Raw genomic sequence first — 15,200 nt, forward strand, 5'->3', positions numbered from 1 at the left:
GTGGCGTCAGGCGAGCGGTCCCAGGATCTCCTGGGATTCGACGAGCCCCTGGTCGCTGGGGGCCCCGCCCTCGCCGAAGACGCGCGCGGCCTGCAGGGCCCGGAACTCGAGATGGGCTTCGGCGGGCTTGGCATAGCCGTACCTCGCGCGGGCCTCGGCAGGGGTCAGCACTTCCTTGTTGCGCGGCGGGACACCGAGCCTGACCGGGGCGATCACCGAGACCGTGGAGGGCGAGAGCCTTTCCAGCAGGCGCAGTTCGACCCGGGCGTCGAGGTGGGCGAGCGCGAAGGACACCTTCATCACGGGCACGATGAGGACGTCGAGGAGGCGTGACTGCCGGATGCCGGCCATCTCACGCATCCAGCGCGGCATGGTGGCGATGGTCGCGACGCGCTGCGCCCTCGCCACGGCCTTGCTCACCGGCCTCGCCCAGCGCGGGGTGGGCGGCAGGACCAGCTCGGTGGTGAGGAGGTGGTTCATGGCCTGCCGGGCGATGGGGCTCGCGGACAGGCGCGGGCGCATCCGCTCGAAGTAGGCCCGGACGCCGTCACGGGTGCGGGGGACGTCGTCGGGTGAGCACGTCTGCAGTTCCGCGGCGAGGGCGCAGGCCTCCCAGTACTCCGACTCCTCCTGCTCGGTGAGCTTGCCGGGGCCGTACTTCTCGTAGGCGTAGAGGACGGAGTGCCAGCCGGTGAGCTGGATCCACAGCTGTGAGGCCGGGTCGTTGGCGTCGTAGGTGCCCTCCCCGTGGGGCAGGTGGCCGATCGCCTTGGAGTGGACCTTGACCAGGATGTCCGCGGCCTTGCACACCTCCCGCGACCCGCCGAAGGCGACCATCGCGAAGTAGCGAAGGGTCCGGTCGTAACGGGTGCGGGGGCGCTGGTAGATGCCCTGGGTCTGGTGGACGGCGGCCACCAAGGGCGGGTCGAGTTCCTCCACCACGACGGCCCGCTGGAAACCCACGGTCGGCGCGGTCGGGAAGCTCCAGACCTTCCAGACCACCGAGCCCGGGCCGAAGAAGCCGTAGTCCTCGTGCGGTTCGACCTCACTGCGCCTCAGCTTCGTCATCCAGCCGCTCCCTGTGCTTCGCGGCGTGGGCCGCCCCTCGATTACGACACTGCTGTCGTAAATTAAGACACGCGTGTCGTAAACTGCCAAGGTGTCAGCGTCCACGAATTCGGCAGACCGGCCGCGCAGGCGGCGCCCGTACGCGCCGCGCGTACCCATCGGCGAGCGCCGCGAGCAGCTGCTCGACGCGGCCCTCGCCGTGATCGTGAGCGAGGGGTACGAACGGGTCTCCATCGACGCCGTGGCGAAGCGGGCCGGTATCGCCCGGTCGGTGGTCTACGGCGCCTTCGACGACCTCGGCGCCCTGCTGCTGGCCCTGCTCGACCGCCAGCAGGCGCGCGCCTACACACGGCTGCTGGCGACGGTCCCCGATGCGCGGGAGCTGCGCGACCCGGGCGGGTTCGCCGCGGAGACGGTACGCCGGATGTCCGCGATGCTCCACGACGATCCGGACACCTGGCGGCTGATCCTGCTGACCCCGGGCAGCATGCCTGCGGTGGTCCGCGACCGCATCGAGACGGACCGGGAACGGTTCCGGCGGCGGGTGGAACAGTGGATCTCCCTCGCCGTGGCCGGCCGGAGCGAGCCCCGGCTCGACCCGCAGATCCTCGCCCACGCGCTCGTCGCCTGCGCGGAACACTTCGGCCGCCTCGCCCTCACCGACCCGGGCAGGTTCACCCCTGAACGCCTGACCGACCAGGTGCGGTTGATCCTCGACACCGTCAACCCGTCGAGAGAACAGCCCCGTTGACCCTCGCTCCACCGGGACGCGGTCCGTGAACTCCAGGACGGCCGGCATGCGGCCGACGTGGGCTTCGACGGTGCTCTCGCGCGCCGCGCGCCGCGAGCCGAACGACGATGACGGCTGCAGCCGTGAAGCCGGTGACGCGAGGGGAGCCGCGTCACCGGCGAGGGGGCGGGTCGACCCCGGGTGGGTGAGGCCGGGGTGGGTCGGCCCCGGGTGGGACCGGGGTGGGTCGACCCCGCGTGGGACCGGGCGGGTGGCCCCGGGGCAGGTCGGCCCCGGGCGAGTCGCTGCCGGCGTGTGGCCCCGGGACGAGCAGCCCCAGGCGAGTGCCTGCCGGCAGGCGACCCCCGAGCGAGCGACCCCGGGCAAGTGCCTGCCGGCAGGCGACCCCGCGCTTCTACGAAGCGGTGATCACCGCTTCCGGGCCGGCGACGACAGCCGTTGGCGGAGTAGTGCGAAGACCACCACGCCCGCGGCCACGAGGGTGGACAGGACGACCTGGTCCCGGCCGCCGCCGGAGGCGGTGTCGGTGAGCATGTAGCCGAGCACGAACACGATCAGGGCGATGGTGGCCCAGGTCAGATACGGGAAGAGCCACATGCGTACGACGAGCTTCTCCGGCGACTCCGCCTGGATGATCCGGCGCATGCGCAGCTGCGAGAAGCAGATGACCAGCCAGACGAACAGGGCGATAGCGCCTGAGGAGTTGAGCAGGAAGAGGAAGACGGTGTCGGGCCAGGCGTAGTTGAAGAACACCGCGACGAAGCCGAAGACGACCGAGGCGAGGATCGCGGTCTGCGGCACGCCCTGACGCTTGGTGCGGCCGAAGGCGGCGGGGGCGTCGCCGCGACGGCCGAGGGAGAAGGCCATGCGGGAGGCGGTGTAGAGGCCGGAGTTCAGACAGGACAGCACCGAGGTGAGCACGATGAAGTTCATGACCTGCCCGGCGTGCGCGATGCCCAGGGAGTCCAGGGCGGCGACGTACGAGCCGTCCTTGGTGATGGCCGGGGAGTTCCAGGGCAGCAGGGTCAGCACGATGAAGATCGAGCCGAGGTAGAACACGCCGATCCGCCAGATGACGCTGTTGGTGGACTTGGCGACCGCGCGCTGCGGGTCCTCGGACTCACCGGCGGCCAGGGTGACGATCTCGCTGCCCATGAAGGAGAAGACGACCATCAGCACACCGGTGAGGATCTTGCCGGGCCCGTTGGGCAGGAAGCCGCCGTGCGCGGTGAGGTTGGACAGCCCGGCGGTGTCGCTGTGCGTGCCCGGCAGGATCCCGAAGACCGCCAGGAGGCCCACGACGATGAACGCGGCGATCGCGACGACCTTGATCCCGGCGAACCAGAACTCGAACTCGCCGTAGGAGGCGACCGAGGCGAGGTTGGAGACGGTCAGTACGAGCATCACGAGCAGGGCCCAGCCCCACTGCGGCACGGCCGGTATCCAGCTTTCCAGGATCTTCGCGCCGGCGGTCGCCTCCACGGCGAGCACCACGACCCAGAAGAACCAGTACAGCCAGCCGATGGAGAACCCGGCCCAGCGGCCGAGCGCGCGGTCGGCGTAGGCGGAGAAGGAACCGGAGGTCGGGTTCGCGGCGGCCATCTCACCCAGCATGCGCATCACGAGCACGACGAGGGCGCCCACGAGTGCGTACGACACGAGGATGCCGGGCCCCGCAGCGGCGATGCCGGAGCCGGAGCCGACGAACAGGCCCGCTCCGATGACACCGCCGATCGCGATCATCGACAGGTGACGGTTCTTCAGTCCGGCCTGCAGACCGGCTTCTGCCGGTGGGCCTTCGGCGGTGGTGACCTTGTCGGGTGCGGGGGCAGGGGGACGTGTGGTCATCTCGACATCCAGGGGCTGGCGGGGACGGGGACGGTTCCGGCGGGATCGGACGGGGGTGGCCGTGTGGATTCCGCCGGGCGCGGCGTGCGGGGTGCCGGGTCGGGGGGCGGGGCCGGGTCGGGGGTGGCGATCACGGTCGCGGGGAGGGCATGGTGGATCACGGCCGCCGACCGGGGTCTGCTGCTTCGGTTCGCCCGGTGACGTTCAGGAAAATAGTTCACGGCGATCAGAAAAAACAAGGGTGCCATCGGCGGGCCGATGGCTTCCGCGCGCCGCCCCACGGGGCATCCGCGCCTCCCGGACACCCACTCGCGCCCCCGTCGACGTATCCCGGAGAGGTGCCCGCCGGGATGCGAATCCCCTGCTCAGGGCCATGACCACCCGGCCGTCGGCCCGGACCCCTCCCCCGCCGGCGAACCGGCCGCCACAAGGTCTTGTTTAACTGTTCACCTTGCTCTAATTTTTCCTGCATCGCGGCCCGCCACTCCCGGCGCGACACCCGCGCAGTGCCGTGGCCCGGCTGTTTCGGGCTGCTTCGGACGAACCTCCTCCGACGTTCCCCGCCCCCCGGGAGCCCCTGTGCACCACACCGTGACACCGTCGCGGGAACCACCGGCGAGAAGGCTGCGCGGGACCTCGGCCGGCGTGAGATCGCTCCCGGGACCCGGGGTCCGGTTCGGCCGGCCGAGGTCGCGTGCCGGGCCCCGGTCCGACGCGCCGGACTGCTTCCGTCGCGGGCCGCGACCGCGTTCAGCAGGCCGTTAGGGTGGCGTCGTGGTGAATGCAGCGGGCAAGTTCGGGCCTTACAACCAGCCGGGCCCGGCTCGGACGACGCCGGTCACCGGCGTGGGACACGCCCGTGCCCTGCCCGGCGGGGGCCAGAACGGCTCCGACCTCGTCCGGTCGAGAATCGCGCTGCGGGTACGCCTGCGCTCCGTGCAGCCCGGGGACCGGCTCCCCGATGCCGGGGTCCTCGCCGAGGAACTGGGGATCAGCGAGATCACCGTCCGTCGCGCGCTGGAAGGCATGTGCCAGGACGGCCTGCTCGACCGCCGGCGCGGACGGGCGGGCGGAACCTTCGTCGCGCAGGACTGGGACACCGTCGTCGCCGTGATGCATGACGCCGAGGAGGCGGCCTCCCTGGACGCCTTCCATGTGCTGCTCGAATGCGGCCTGGTGGCGCACGGCTCGGGAGAGGTTCCGGCCGAGCGTCTTGAGGGGCTTCGGGCGCTGGTCGAGGAGACGGAACGGACCGACGACCCGGCACGCCAGGCCGAGTTGGAGGCCCGCTTCCACCTGGACCTCGCGGAGACGCTCGGCGGCGCGGGAATGCGCGAGTTCGCCGCCGACCTGCTCGGCCGGCTCTGCCTGCTGCTGCCCGTGCCGCACCCCGCGGTGCTCCGGGCGCAGAACCTGTGCCACGCCGAACTGCTCGCCGAACTGGGCCGGGGTGCGACCGATCCGGCCGTGCAGGCGGTGAAGGCGCACCAGCGTTCCCGGCACCGCTGACGCCCGGCCGGCCGGTCCGGCCGTCGAGAACCCGCGCACCCATCAGGTCACCACCGCACAAGGAGTTGCCGCTATGCCCGACCCCGGAACAGGCCCGCTGTCCCCACCGGGTCCCGTCGGCGACGCGCCGCAGCGGCTGCGCAGCGGCGTCCTCGGCATGGCGGACATCGCCGCCGCCACGATGGCCAACGTCGGCCCGGCCATGAGCTTCTTCTTCGGTTTCGCCTTCCTGGCCACCACCGCGGGCGTGGCCTCACCCCTGACGATCGTCGCCGCGGGCATCGCGGTCGCACTGCTCGGCAACACGCTGGCGGAGTTCTCCCGGGCCCACCCCTCGGCGGGCAGCTTCACCACCTTCGTGGGCAAGACCTTCGGTCCGGTCAGCGCGGTGACCACCGCACTGCTGGCGGGCCTGGGCTACATCATCGCGATGGCCTCCGTCATCGCCATCTCCGGCGGGTTCGTGCAGATCACCCTGTACCACTACACCGGCGTGGACCTGCCCTGGATCATCTGGACACTGCTGCTCACCGGGCTGGCCGTGGGGCTGATGCTGCGCGGGGTGGTCGTCTCCACCAAGTGGGCCGGCTACTTCTTCGGCGTGGAGATGCTGGTGCTGGCCGTCGTCTCGGTCGCGGCGCTCGTGGAACACCGCGGCTCCCTCTCCCTCGATCCGTTCCTGCCCAGCCACATCAGCCACGGCTTCAGGGGACTGGCGGCCGGTTTCCCGCTGGCGGTGTACCTGTTCGTCGGCTGGGAGAACTCGGCCGCGCTCGCCGAGGAGACGGAGAACCCACGGCGCAACGTCGGCCGCGCGGTGTTCTCCTCCATCGCGATCATGACGGTGAGCTACGTCGTCTTCGCCTACGCCACGGTGACCGGCTTCGGCTACGACGTGAACAGGCTCGGCGCCTCCCCGATCCCCTTCGTCGAGGTGGCCCAGCACACCCTGGGCGCGCTGGCGTTCCTCACCTATCTGGGCGGTCTGACCTCCACGCTCGGCGTGCTGATCGCCGGCATCAACTCCCAGGCCCGCCTGGTGTTCAACGCCGGACGCGAGGGCCTGCTCCCGTCCTTCTTCGGTTACGTGCACCCCACCCGCCGTACACCGAACAACGCGATCGTCACCTTCGCCGCCACCGCCCTGCTGATCATCGGCGGCTGGGGTCTGGGCCACCTGCTGGGATCCGGCGACGGCTCGATGGACCCGGTGGTCTTCTTCACCGAGTCCTCGACCCTCGGCACCATCCTGATCCTGCTGGTCTACCTCGCCTCGAACATCGCCCTGCCGCTGTACTACCGCAGGTACCGGCCACAGGAGTTCCGGGTGGTACGGCACCTGGTGCTGCCCGCGCTCGGCACACTGGCCATCCTGGTCCCGCTGTACTACCTCGCCAAGCCGGGCCAGCCCGGACCGTACAACTGGTTCCCGTACGCGGCGCTGGCCGCCCTGCTCGCCGCCGTCGGCTACGCGGCCCTCCTGGTCCGCCGTGACCCGACCCTGGCCGATCGCATCGGCTCCGTCGTCGCCGACGCGGACTGAACGAGACCATCGCTCCTGCCGTTCGCCCGCACGTCCTGACCGGCGAGCTGTCGTGCCGTGGTGTCAGCCGTCCTCACGTCCGTCAGGCCGACCACCTGGGTGCCGCCTTCGTCAGCGCCGCCGCGATGTGTGCCCTCGGCCCGCTCTGCGCCGTGCTCGGACCACGGCTGATGTTCGTCCCCCCGCCCGGTCCCGGGGCGGCGCTGCGGTCACCGCCGTCGGCGAACATGACGGCCCCATGGACAGGTGACGGACGGCATTGACAACCGTGATCCACCAGGGTTGTCATGAGCACATGCTCCGACCTGCCGAAACCTCATGGGAACACGCCCGCTGACTGGGCGGCACAAGCTTCTCGACCTCGCCAGGGCCGAGTCGGCGGCCCGCCCCGGAGTCCTCCTCCACGGCCCCGCGGGGATCGGAAAGTCCACGCTCCTGACAGCCCTGACGGCCTCCGCGTCCGGCACCGTCCTGTCCTGCTCACCCGCCGAGGACGACGCCCGGCTTCCGTTCGCCGGGCTCGTCGACCTGTTCACGCGGGTGCCGCGGCGCTGCCTGGAGCACCTCGCACCCGAGCCCCGCACGGCACTCGGGGCGGCCCTGCTGCACAACCCGGGGCCCGAGGACGGCCGGAGCCGGCTCGCGCTGCGCGTCGCCGTCCTCGACGCCCTGCGCGCCCTGGCGTCGACGGACCCCGTTCTGCTGGTCATCGACGGCGTGCAGTGGCTCGACGGACTGACGGCCGAGGTGCTCGCCTTCGCGGTACGCCGCCTCGAAGGAACCGGCATCCGCGTGCTTGCCGCCGAACGCGTGGCCGACGGCGGACAGCCCGAGGGGCTGCGCTGCTGCCCGCCGGGCACCCTCGAACTCGCCGTGCCGCCCCTGACGGACGCCGAGGTGGTCCACCTCGTGCGCGCCGACCTGGGCACCGACCTGCCCCCGGCAGCCCTGCGGACGGTCCAGGAGAGCGCCGCCGGAAACCCCCTGTACGCCCAGGAGTTGGGGCGGGCGGCCCTGAACGGCAGCGACGTACCGCCGAGACTGCGTGACCTCCTGCTGCCCCGGGCCCGCGCCCTCCCGGAACCGGCCCGCCTCACCCTCCTCGTCGCGAGCGCCGCCGACCGCCCCAGCCTCACCGTGCTGCGGGCCACCGGGCTCCCCGACCCGGTCGCCGACCTCGCGGCCGCCGAACGGCTCGGCGTCGCGACCGCCGACGCCGAGGGGACCGTACGCTTCCGGCATCCGCTGATCCGGGCCGCGCTCTACGCCGACGCCCCGCAGAACGACCGCAGACAGGCGCACACCCTGCTGGCGCGCGCGGTCGCCGATCCCGTGGAGCGGGCCCGGCACCTCGCCCACGCCCACCCGTACGAGGACGAGGCCACCGCCCGCACCCTGACGTCCGCCGCCGAGACCGCGCGCCAGGGCGGCACGCCCGGCACCGCCTTCGAACTCGCCGCGCTCGCCGCCCGCCGCACACCGGGCGACCGCCCCGCCGACCGCGCCGGCCGGCTGCTGGCCGCGGCCGAGTACGCCTGTGACGCCGGCCGGCTGGAGGAGGCGGGCGCGGCCGCCGGGACCGTCCTCGCCGAGTCGGACTCGGCGCGCCTGCGGGTGCGGGCCCGGCTGATCCTGCTGCGCAACGCCGGCCAAGCCCTCGAAGGCGCGGGCGACTTGATCGAGGAAGGCCTCGAAGACGCCGCGGGCGACCCGGAGTCGGAGGCACGGCTGCATCACTGGGCCGCCGTACGGGGCCTGTTGTGCGGGGAGTTGGAGGCCGCCGACCGGCATGCCCGGCAGGCGGCCCTGGCGGGTGACACGGACACCCGCATCGGGGCCCTGGCGACCCTGGCCCGGGTGCGCTCCCTGGCCGGTGACCCGGTCGCCGCGGATGCCGCGCTCGAAGCCGCCCTGACCCTGAGCGGCGGCACCGACGGCGGCCCGGACAGCTGGCGGCTGGTCCGGATGCGGGCGATCCTCGCCCTGGACTCCGACCGGGTGACCGAGGCCCACGGACAGCTGACCCGGCTCCTCGCGGCCATCGGCGAGTTCGCGGGCGTCGAGGACGTCCTGGCGACCCTGGTGACGCTCACCCGGGTCCAGGTGCGCGCCGGGTACTGCCGGGAGGCGCTGCACACCGCGGACCGCTGCTCGCGGGCGCTGGCCGAGGCAGGCGTACAGGCCGCTCCCGCTCTGTACGCGGCGGCCCTGGCAGCGACCGCGGGAGGCAGCGTGCACGAGGCCCGGGAACTCGCCGGGCGGGCGGTGCGCGCCTCGGAGGCCGACGGCGACCAACTGTTCCTGGTGCGTGCGCTGGCGGTCCTGGGGCAGGCCGAACTGCTCGGCGGTGACCCGCTGGGGGCGGCGGCCGCGGTCGAGGCGCTCCAGCGGGTCAGGGAGCTGGGCACGGCGATGTGCGCCGCCGACCCGCCGTTGCTGCACTGGTACGCCGACCTGGCCGAGGCACTGGTCGTCCTGGGCGAGAACGACGAGGCGGGGGCGGTGGTCCGCGAGGCCTACGCCCGCGTGTCCGCCGCCACGCCGGGCAGCGTGCCGGCCGCCCTGGAGCGGGCGGAAGGCCTGCGGGAGGCGGGGCTCGGCCGGGCGAAGGAAGGCGCCGCGCGGCTGCGCGCCGCCGTGGACCGGCTGCGTCAACTCCCCCTCCCCGTCGAGCTGGTGCGCACCCTGATCGCCCTCGGCGCGGTCGAGCGCCGCTCGCGCCGCAGGAGTACGGCGCGCAAGGTCCTCGGCGAGGCCCTGGAGACCGCCACCCGGATCGGCGCCGCCCCGCTCGCGGCCCGGGCCCGGGACGAGCTGGCTCGGCTGGACGCCGTGGACCGCGCCGGCGAGGCCGGCGGGCCCGAACTCACCCCCACGGAAGCCAGGATCGCCGCGCTGGTGGGCGGCGGAGCCACCAACCGGGAAGTCGCCGCCGAGCTGTTCATCAGCGTCAAGACGGTGGAGGGGGCCCTGTCGCGGGTGTACCGCAAGTTCGGGGTGCGGTCCCGCACCGCGCTCGCCCACGCCATGGCCGTGGCCGTCCTCGCGACCGGCGCGGCGACCGTCGACCTGGCCGACGACGACCAGGCACGGCCGCCCGCCCATGCGGTGACGGTCGGTCAGGCGGTCCGGGTCCGCATCCCCCGCGTTCTCGGCACCCGCCGCTGACGTGACATGCGCAGTTAACACATGACGCAAGGGTTCCCCCGCTTACGGGGGTGGGCCCGGTGTTCCTACGGTGAAGCCGTTCCGCTTCCGGGACATCCCCCACTCTCCGGAGGACCACAGTGAAGTCCCGTCTGAAACTGCTCGGCCTGGTCACCGTGCCCGCCCTGCTCGTCGCGGCCGTCCCCGCCGCCTACGCGGCGAACGCCCCCCAGCCGCACACCGCCCGCGCGGCCGTCACAGGAGACGTCGTGAAGGGCCTGGGCAAGCAGGCGAAGCGCACCGGTTCGGTCGCGGCCGGGAAGCGGATCCCCGTGGCGATCAGTCTGGCCCCCAGAGGGGGCACGGCACTCGACACGTTCATAGCCAAGGTCAGCGACCCGCACTCGGCCTCCTACGGCCACTACCTCACCAAGGCCCGGTTCGCGGCCCGGTTCGGCCGCACCGACGCCGAGGTCAAGCAGCTCAAGGAGTACCTGAAGGCGCAGGGCCTGACCGTCGGCAAGGTCCACTCGGGCAACCTGCTGGTCGACGCCACCGGCACCGCCGCCCAGCTGGAGAAGGCCTTCGGCACCAAGCTGTCGACGTGGAAGGACACCGCGTCGGGCCGCTCCTTCTACGCCAACGACAGCGCACCGACCCTGCCTTCCGGTATCGCCTCCCTGGTCAGCGACGTGGCCGGCCTCAACAACCACGTCCAGCTCCGCCACCAGGCCACCCCGCACACCGTCGCCCCGCGCAACGGACCGGGCGGCGGCTACACCCCGGCCCAGCTCAAGGGCGGCTACAACGTCTCCGGGACGTACACCGGCAGCGGCCAGAAGATCGCGCTGCTGGAGTTCGACGGCTTCCAGCAGGCCAACATCACCAAGTACGACACCAACTACAGCCTGGGCTCGCCCACCCCGACCGTGTCGAAGGTGGACGGCGGTTCCGGCGCACTCGGTGACGGGCAGGTCGAGGTCGAGCTGGACATCGAGGTCCTGCACGCGATCGCTCCCAAGGCCAACGTCACCGTCTTCGAGGGACCCAACTCCGACGCTGGTGAGGTCGACACCTACCAGGCCATCGTCGACAGCGGCATCCCGACCACCTCGATCAGCTGGGGCGCCTCCGAAAGCGCCCGCACCACCTCCAACATCAACGCCGTGGACGCCGTCTTCAAGGCCGGTGCCGCTCAGGGCCTCGGCTTCTACGCGGCCTCCGGTGACGACGGCTCCGACGACGCGGGCGACGGCACCACCACCGTCGACTACCCGGCCAGCGACCCGTACGTCACCGGCGTCGGCGGCACCAAGCTGACCGTCACCTCGGCGAACGCCTTCAGCAAGGAGGTGGCCTGGTCCGGCGGCGGTGGCGGCAAGTCCTCCGTCTTCAAGATCCCCAGCTGGCAGACCGCGGTGCAGAAGACCGCCGGCGGCGGCTTCCGCCAGGTGCCGGACGTCTCGGCACACGCGAACCCGAGCCCCGGTGTCTCGATCTACTCCCAGGGCAGTTGGTCCGCGGTGGGCGGCACCAGCGCGGCGGCCCCCGAGTGGGCGGCCTTCGCGGCCCTCTACAACCAGCAGGCCGCGGCGGCGGGCAAGGCCAACCTCGGCTTCGCCAACCCGGCCCTCTACACCGCCTCCGGCACCGGCTTCCACGACATCACCAGCGGCAGCAACGGCGCCTACTCGTCCGCCACCGGCTGGGACTTCACCACCGGCTGGGGCTCGTACAACGCGGCGACGCTGGCGAGCAAGCTCCTCGGCTGACGCCGACGCCCGACAGCCCGTAGGTCACGCCGTGCGCCTGAACAGCGCACGGCGTGACCCACGTCGCCGTTCGGGCCGACCGCGATTCGGCAGATCAGAGCCGCTCGACGTCCTCGGAGCTACGCCGACACCGCGACCACGTGCTTGCCCACGACGCCGCCGCGCTCGAACGCCTCGTGCGCCGCGGTGATGTCCGCGAGCGGGTACACACCGTGCACCACCGGCCGTAGCGCACCCGACGTGACATGGCCGGCCACGTCACGCAGCACTGCGGTGTCCGGGTTGGCGCTGAAGGTGCGGATACGACGGGAGCCGTACACGCTCGACGCGGCGATCGCGGGCAGCGCGGCGGCCGACAGGCCCACGGTGACCATCCGGCCGTTCCCCGCCAACCGGCTCCGGTAGCAGTGCAGTTCCGTTCCCACGGTGTCGACGATGACGTCGAAGGGCCCGATCCGGTCCGAGGTGGTGGAGCCGTGGTCGAGGACTTCGTCGGCACCGAGTTCGGTGAGCGCTCCGGCGTGGCGGTCGCGGGCCAGCGCGGTCACATGGCCGCCCAGCGCGTGCGCCAGTTGCACAGCGGCGGTGCCCACTCCGCCGGCCGCGCCCCGCACGAGAACCCGTTCCCCGGCCGCGAGGTGCACACTGTCGCGCAGCGCGATCAGTGCCGTGGCGCCCGCCACGACCAGGGAGGCCGCCTCGACCGGCGAGAGGTCCGCCGGGGCGGGTGCGATCCGGTCCGCGGAGACGACGACGTACTCGGCCGCCCCCGCGGTGGTGTGCCGCCGGCGGGGATGCACCATGCCCCACACCCGGTCCCCGACCCGGCAGCCCTCGACACCGGCGCCGGACTCGACGACGACTCCCGCGAAGTCCAGCCCCGCGCCGATCGGGAAGCGGCGCCCCGACATCATCTTCAACTCCCCGGCGCGGACGATCACATCGTGTCCGTTCACACTGGACGCCTCGACCGCCACCAGAACCTCGCCGGCCCCGGGGGCGGGCCGGTCGACCTCGTTGATCCGCAGGACGTCCGGTGCACCGTAACTCGTGATCTGGGCGGCCTTCATGGCGCTGTTCCTTCCGTGGTCGGCTGGTGTGGAACCGATGCTGGTCCCTGCGCGCGGCATCACGGTCGGCCGGCTTTTCCTGGGACCGGCAGACCCACCCTCCCGAGCCGGGCCGCAGGCATACTGGCGCCGTGACCGACTCACCTCTCACCCCGACCGACGATCCCCGACGCGAACTCGCGGAATTCCTGCGGACCCGCCGGACCCGGCTGCGACCGCAGGACGTCGGACTCGAACCCGGCCCGAGGCGGCGCGTCGCCGGGCTGCGGCGGGAGGAACTGGCCCTCCTTGCGGGGGTCAGTTCGGACTACTACCAGCGCATGGAGCAGGGCCGTGACGTACGGCCCTCCGAACAGGTCCTGGACGCCCTCGCGCGCGCCCTCAACTTCACCGCCGAGGAACGCCGTCACCTGCACAGCCTCGCCGTCGCCGCGCGCACACCGGCCCGTGCCGCGCGCCGGTACGAACCCGAGGAAGTACCGGACACCACAGCGCGGTTGCTGCGCACGATGCCCTCGCCCGCGCTGGTCGTGGGCCGCTTCCTGGACGTCCTGGCCTGGAGCCCGCTGGCCGGGACCCTGCTGGGCGAGTTCACCCGGCTCGCGGTGCCGGAGCGGAACCTGCTGGCGCTTCTGCTGCACCCCGAGGCCGACCAGACCTGCCCGGAGCGGGCGGCCACCGTCGCCGAGCTGACCGCGATGCTGCGCGCGCAGGTCGCCGCCGATCCGGGGCATCCGCGCGCCGTGGAACTCGTCGGCGAACTCGCCGTCCACAGCGATGAGTTCGCCACGCTGTGGGCCAGGCACGACGTGGAGGAGACGACGCGCGGCCGGATGCGCGTCATGCATCCACTGGTCGGGGAGCTGAACCTGGACTGGGACGCCTACCCGCTGCCGGGAACTCCCGGCCCGATGATGGTCGTCTACACCGCCGCCGAGGGCAGCCCGGACGCCGAGCGGCTCCAACTGCTCGCCAGTCTGCCGGGCGCCTCCTGACCTTCGTGCGGAATCACCTTCGTGAGCTCTCGTGTCCTGTCTCCCGTAGCCCCCGCACCGTGCCCGACCGCGCTCGCGCTCCCCGCAGGGGCATGAAGTCCCGTGGCCGGATGGCCGATCGGACCGGGAGTCTGGCCGGTCGGCCGTCGCCGTGTCGCGCGGGGTGCACCTAGCGTCGTGGTGACCGGGCCACCGCACTGACAGGGGAACACTGATGGGACCGCGAGAGATGACCGACGCTCAGGCCGACGACGGCACGGCCGTGTGCGGGGCGACCACGGAGTTCGAGCCGGACGTCATGGACCTGCTGGTGGAGACGGTGCGCCGGGCGGTCGGGCGCGAGGTGCCGGCCGTGGGGACGGACACCCTGCTGGGGGAACTCGTGTCGGGGGACACCGGTGCCGGTGAGGCGATCGCCCCGGGGATGCGGAAGGCCGGTTCGCTCAGTGGTCTGATCGCCGGCCGGGCGGGCCTCGGCTGGGTGAGCGACGACGAGGCACACGGCGTGCCGGTCACGGCCGGTGCCGGAGCCCGGCCGGAAGCCGACGAGGAGGAGGCCGACGCCGCCTGGCGTGAGGCTCGGTGGCGTTACGGCCTCGGTGTGCGCGGACCGGCCCCGGAAGGCGGCCGGGTGCTGCCCGGGATGACCGGGGCGATGCGCGCCTGTCTGCTGCTCGCGCTCAGGAAGGCCCGCGCCGAGGGGTCGATCTCGGTGCGCTGCCGGCATGTCGCCCGCGCCCTGCTGGAACTGCCGGACAGCCGGGCACGGGAGGCCATGGTCCTGGAGCGGCTGGATCTCTCCGCCGCGGCCGACGCGTTGGACGCCATCGACTTGTCGGACGCGAGTGCACCGGCGCACACCGAGGGGCCGGAATCCCGCGGCGTCACCCTCCTCCGGCGGGCCGGAACCCTGGGCCGGAGCGGTAACCCCCTTACCCGCGCCCTGACTTCGTGGACCTCCGGAAGCTCCGTGAACGGCTCACCGGTTCTGTTCGCGGTGTCCGTCGAGGCCATGCGGCAGGCGGTACGGTGCGGGCGCGCCGCGGTGGAACCGGTGGATCTGCTGCTGGGGGTACTGGCCCTGGACCGGGCCCTGTTCGTCGCCGGGCGCTCGCTGCCCGGGGCTCTCGCACAGGCCAACTCCGCCCCGGCCCTGCTGCGTCGGCACGGAGTACGGCAGTCCTCCCTGGTCTCCGCGGCCTCCCGGTTCCCTTCGGCCACGCCGATCCCGGCCGCCGGTGTTCCCGACGGCGGCAGGGTACGTCCGTCCGCCGCCGCCGACCGGGTCGTGGCGGTGGCCCGGCTGTCCGCCGCCGAGCACGGGTCACCCACGGTCGGCACGGTCCACCTGCTGTCCGCGCTGCTCGACGAGTCGGCGACGGACACCGGCGCCGAGGGCACGGTCGTACACCTGCTCACCGCCGGTCAGGTCGATGTGGCCGCCTTGCGTGCGGAGTTGGGCCTGAGGCTGGGCGCATGACGGGGGATCCACGGTGA

At 72.7% G+C, this 15,200-nt stretch carries 10 protein-coding genes; 7 read left to right on the plus strand and 3 right to left on the minus strand.

Annotated elements, in window-relative coordinates; genetic code table 11:
* Positions 1-6: 6 nt before the first annotated feature.
* A complete protein-coding gene (locus tag OHT57_RS15805) occupies positions 7-1,068 on the minus strand; it encodes an oxygenase MpaB family protein (RefSeq protein ID WP_328747050.1) in 1,062 nt (353 codons plus the stop codon).
* 91 nt (positions 1,069-1,159) lie between these two features.
* Here OHT57_RS15805 and OHT57_RS15810 point away from each other — a divergent pair, with 91 nt between their 5' ends.
* Positions 1,160-1,819: a TetR/AcrR family transcriptional regulator gene (locus OHT57_RS15810; RefSeq protein WP_328747051.1), complete on the plus strand. Its 660-nt coding sequence runs from the start codon at positions 1,160-1,162 to the stop codon at positions 1,817-1,819.
* Positions 1,820-2,227: 408 nt separating this feature from the next.
* On the opposite strand, the gene OHT57_RS15815 is transcribed toward OHT57_RS15810, so the two are convergent.
* On the minus strand, positions 2,228-3,667 hold the full coding sequence (locus OHT57_RS15815) for an amino acid permease (protein WP_328747052.1): 1,440 nt from the start codon (positions 3,665-3,667) through the stop codon (positions 2,228-2,230).
* 774 nt (positions 3,668-4,441) lie between these two features.
* On the opposite strand from OHT57_RS15815, the gene OHT57_RS15820 reads away from it, so the two are divergent.
* The 4 genes from OHT57_RS15820 (at position 4,442) to OHT57_RS15835 (ending at position 11,638) form a co-directional block, all read left to right on the plus strand.
* Entirely contained in the window at positions 4,442-5,176 is a 735-nt protein-coding gene (locus tag OHT57_RS15820) for a FadR/GntR family transcriptional regulator (RefSeq protein ID WP_328747053.1), read from the plus strand.
* Between the two features lie 73 nt (positions 5,177-5,249).
* Complete coding sequence (locus OHT57_RS15825) at positions 5,250-6,719, plus strand: APC family permease (RefSeq protein ID WP_328747054.1); 1,470 nt, start codon at positions 5,250-5,252, stop codon at positions 6,717-6,719.
* Positions 6,720-7,037: 318 nt separating this feature from the next.
* Positions 7,038-9,887 carry an AAA family ATPase gene (locus OHT57_RS15830; protein WP_328747055.1) on the plus strand — a complete coding sequence of 950 codons (2,850 nt, stop codon included), beginning with the start codon at positions 7,038-7,040 and terminating at the stop codon, positions 9,885-9,887.
* A 119-nt stretch (positions 9,888-10,006) separates the two neighbouring features.
* Positions 10,007-11,638, plus strand: a complete 1,632-nt coding sequence (locus tag OHT57_RS15835; protein ID WP_328747056.1) for a S53 family peptidase — start codon at positions 10,007-10,009, stop codon at positions 11,636-11,638.
* 119 nt (positions 11,639-11,757) lie between these two features.
* On the opposite strand, the gene OHT57_RS15840 is transcribed toward OHT57_RS15835, so the two are convergent.
* The gene (locus tag OHT57_RS15840) at positions 11,758-12,708 is read right to left on the minus strand and encodes an NADP-dependent oxidoreductase (RefSeq protein ID WP_328747057.1); all 951 of its coding nucleotides are present in this window, start codon (positions 12,706-12,708) and stop codon (positions 11,758-11,760) included.
* A gap of 131 nt (positions 12,709-12,839) precedes the next feature.
* On the opposite strand from OHT57_RS15840, the gene OHT57_RS15845 reads away from it, so the two are divergent.
* Complete coding sequence (locus OHT57_RS15845; RefSeq protein ID WP_328747058.1) at positions 12,840-13,703, plus strand: helix-turn-helix transcriptional regulator; 864 nt, start codon at positions 12,840-12,842, stop codon at positions 13,701-13,703.
* Between the two features lie 229 nt (positions 13,704-13,932).
* Entirely contained in the window at positions 13,933-15,183 is a 1,251-nt protein-coding gene (locus tag OHT57_RS15850; protein WP_328747059.1) for a Clp protease N-terminal domain-containing protein, read from the plus strand.
* The last annotated feature ends 17 nt before the right edge of the window (positions 15,184-15,200 follow it).

Origin of the sequence: Streptomyces sp. NBC_00285, from assembly GCF_036174265.1 — a bacterium.
Lineage (GTDB): Bacteria > Actinomycetota > Actinomycetes > Streptomycetales > Streptomycetaceae > Streptomyces.

Bases quoted from the DNA above. Each gene is read 5' to 3' on its own strand.
- OHT57_RS15850 (WP_328747059.1), top strand. From the start codon at position 13,933: ATGACCGACGCTCAGGCCGACGACGGCACGGCCGTGTGCGGGGCGACC.
- OHT57_RS15825 (WP_328747054.1), top strand. From the start codon at position 5,250: ATGCCCGACCCCGGAACAGGCCCGCTGTCCCCACCGGGTCCCGTCGGC.
- OHT57_RS15805 (WP_328747050.1), bottom strand. From the start codon at position 1,068: ATGACGAAGCTGAGGCGCAGTGAGGTCGAACCGCACGAGGACTACGGC.
- OHT57_RS15830 (WP_328747055.1), top strand. From the start codon at position 7,038: ATGGGAACACGCCCGCTGACTGGGCGGCACAAGCTTCTCGACCTCGCC.
- OHT57_RS15840 (WP_328747057.1), bottom strand. From the start codon at position 12,708: ATGAAGGCCGCCCAGATCACGAGTTACGGTGCACCGGACGTCCTGCGG.
- OHT57_RS15815 (WP_328747052.1), bottom strand. From the start codon at position 3,667: ATGACCACACGTCCCCCTGCCCCCGCACCCGACAAGGTCACCACCGCC.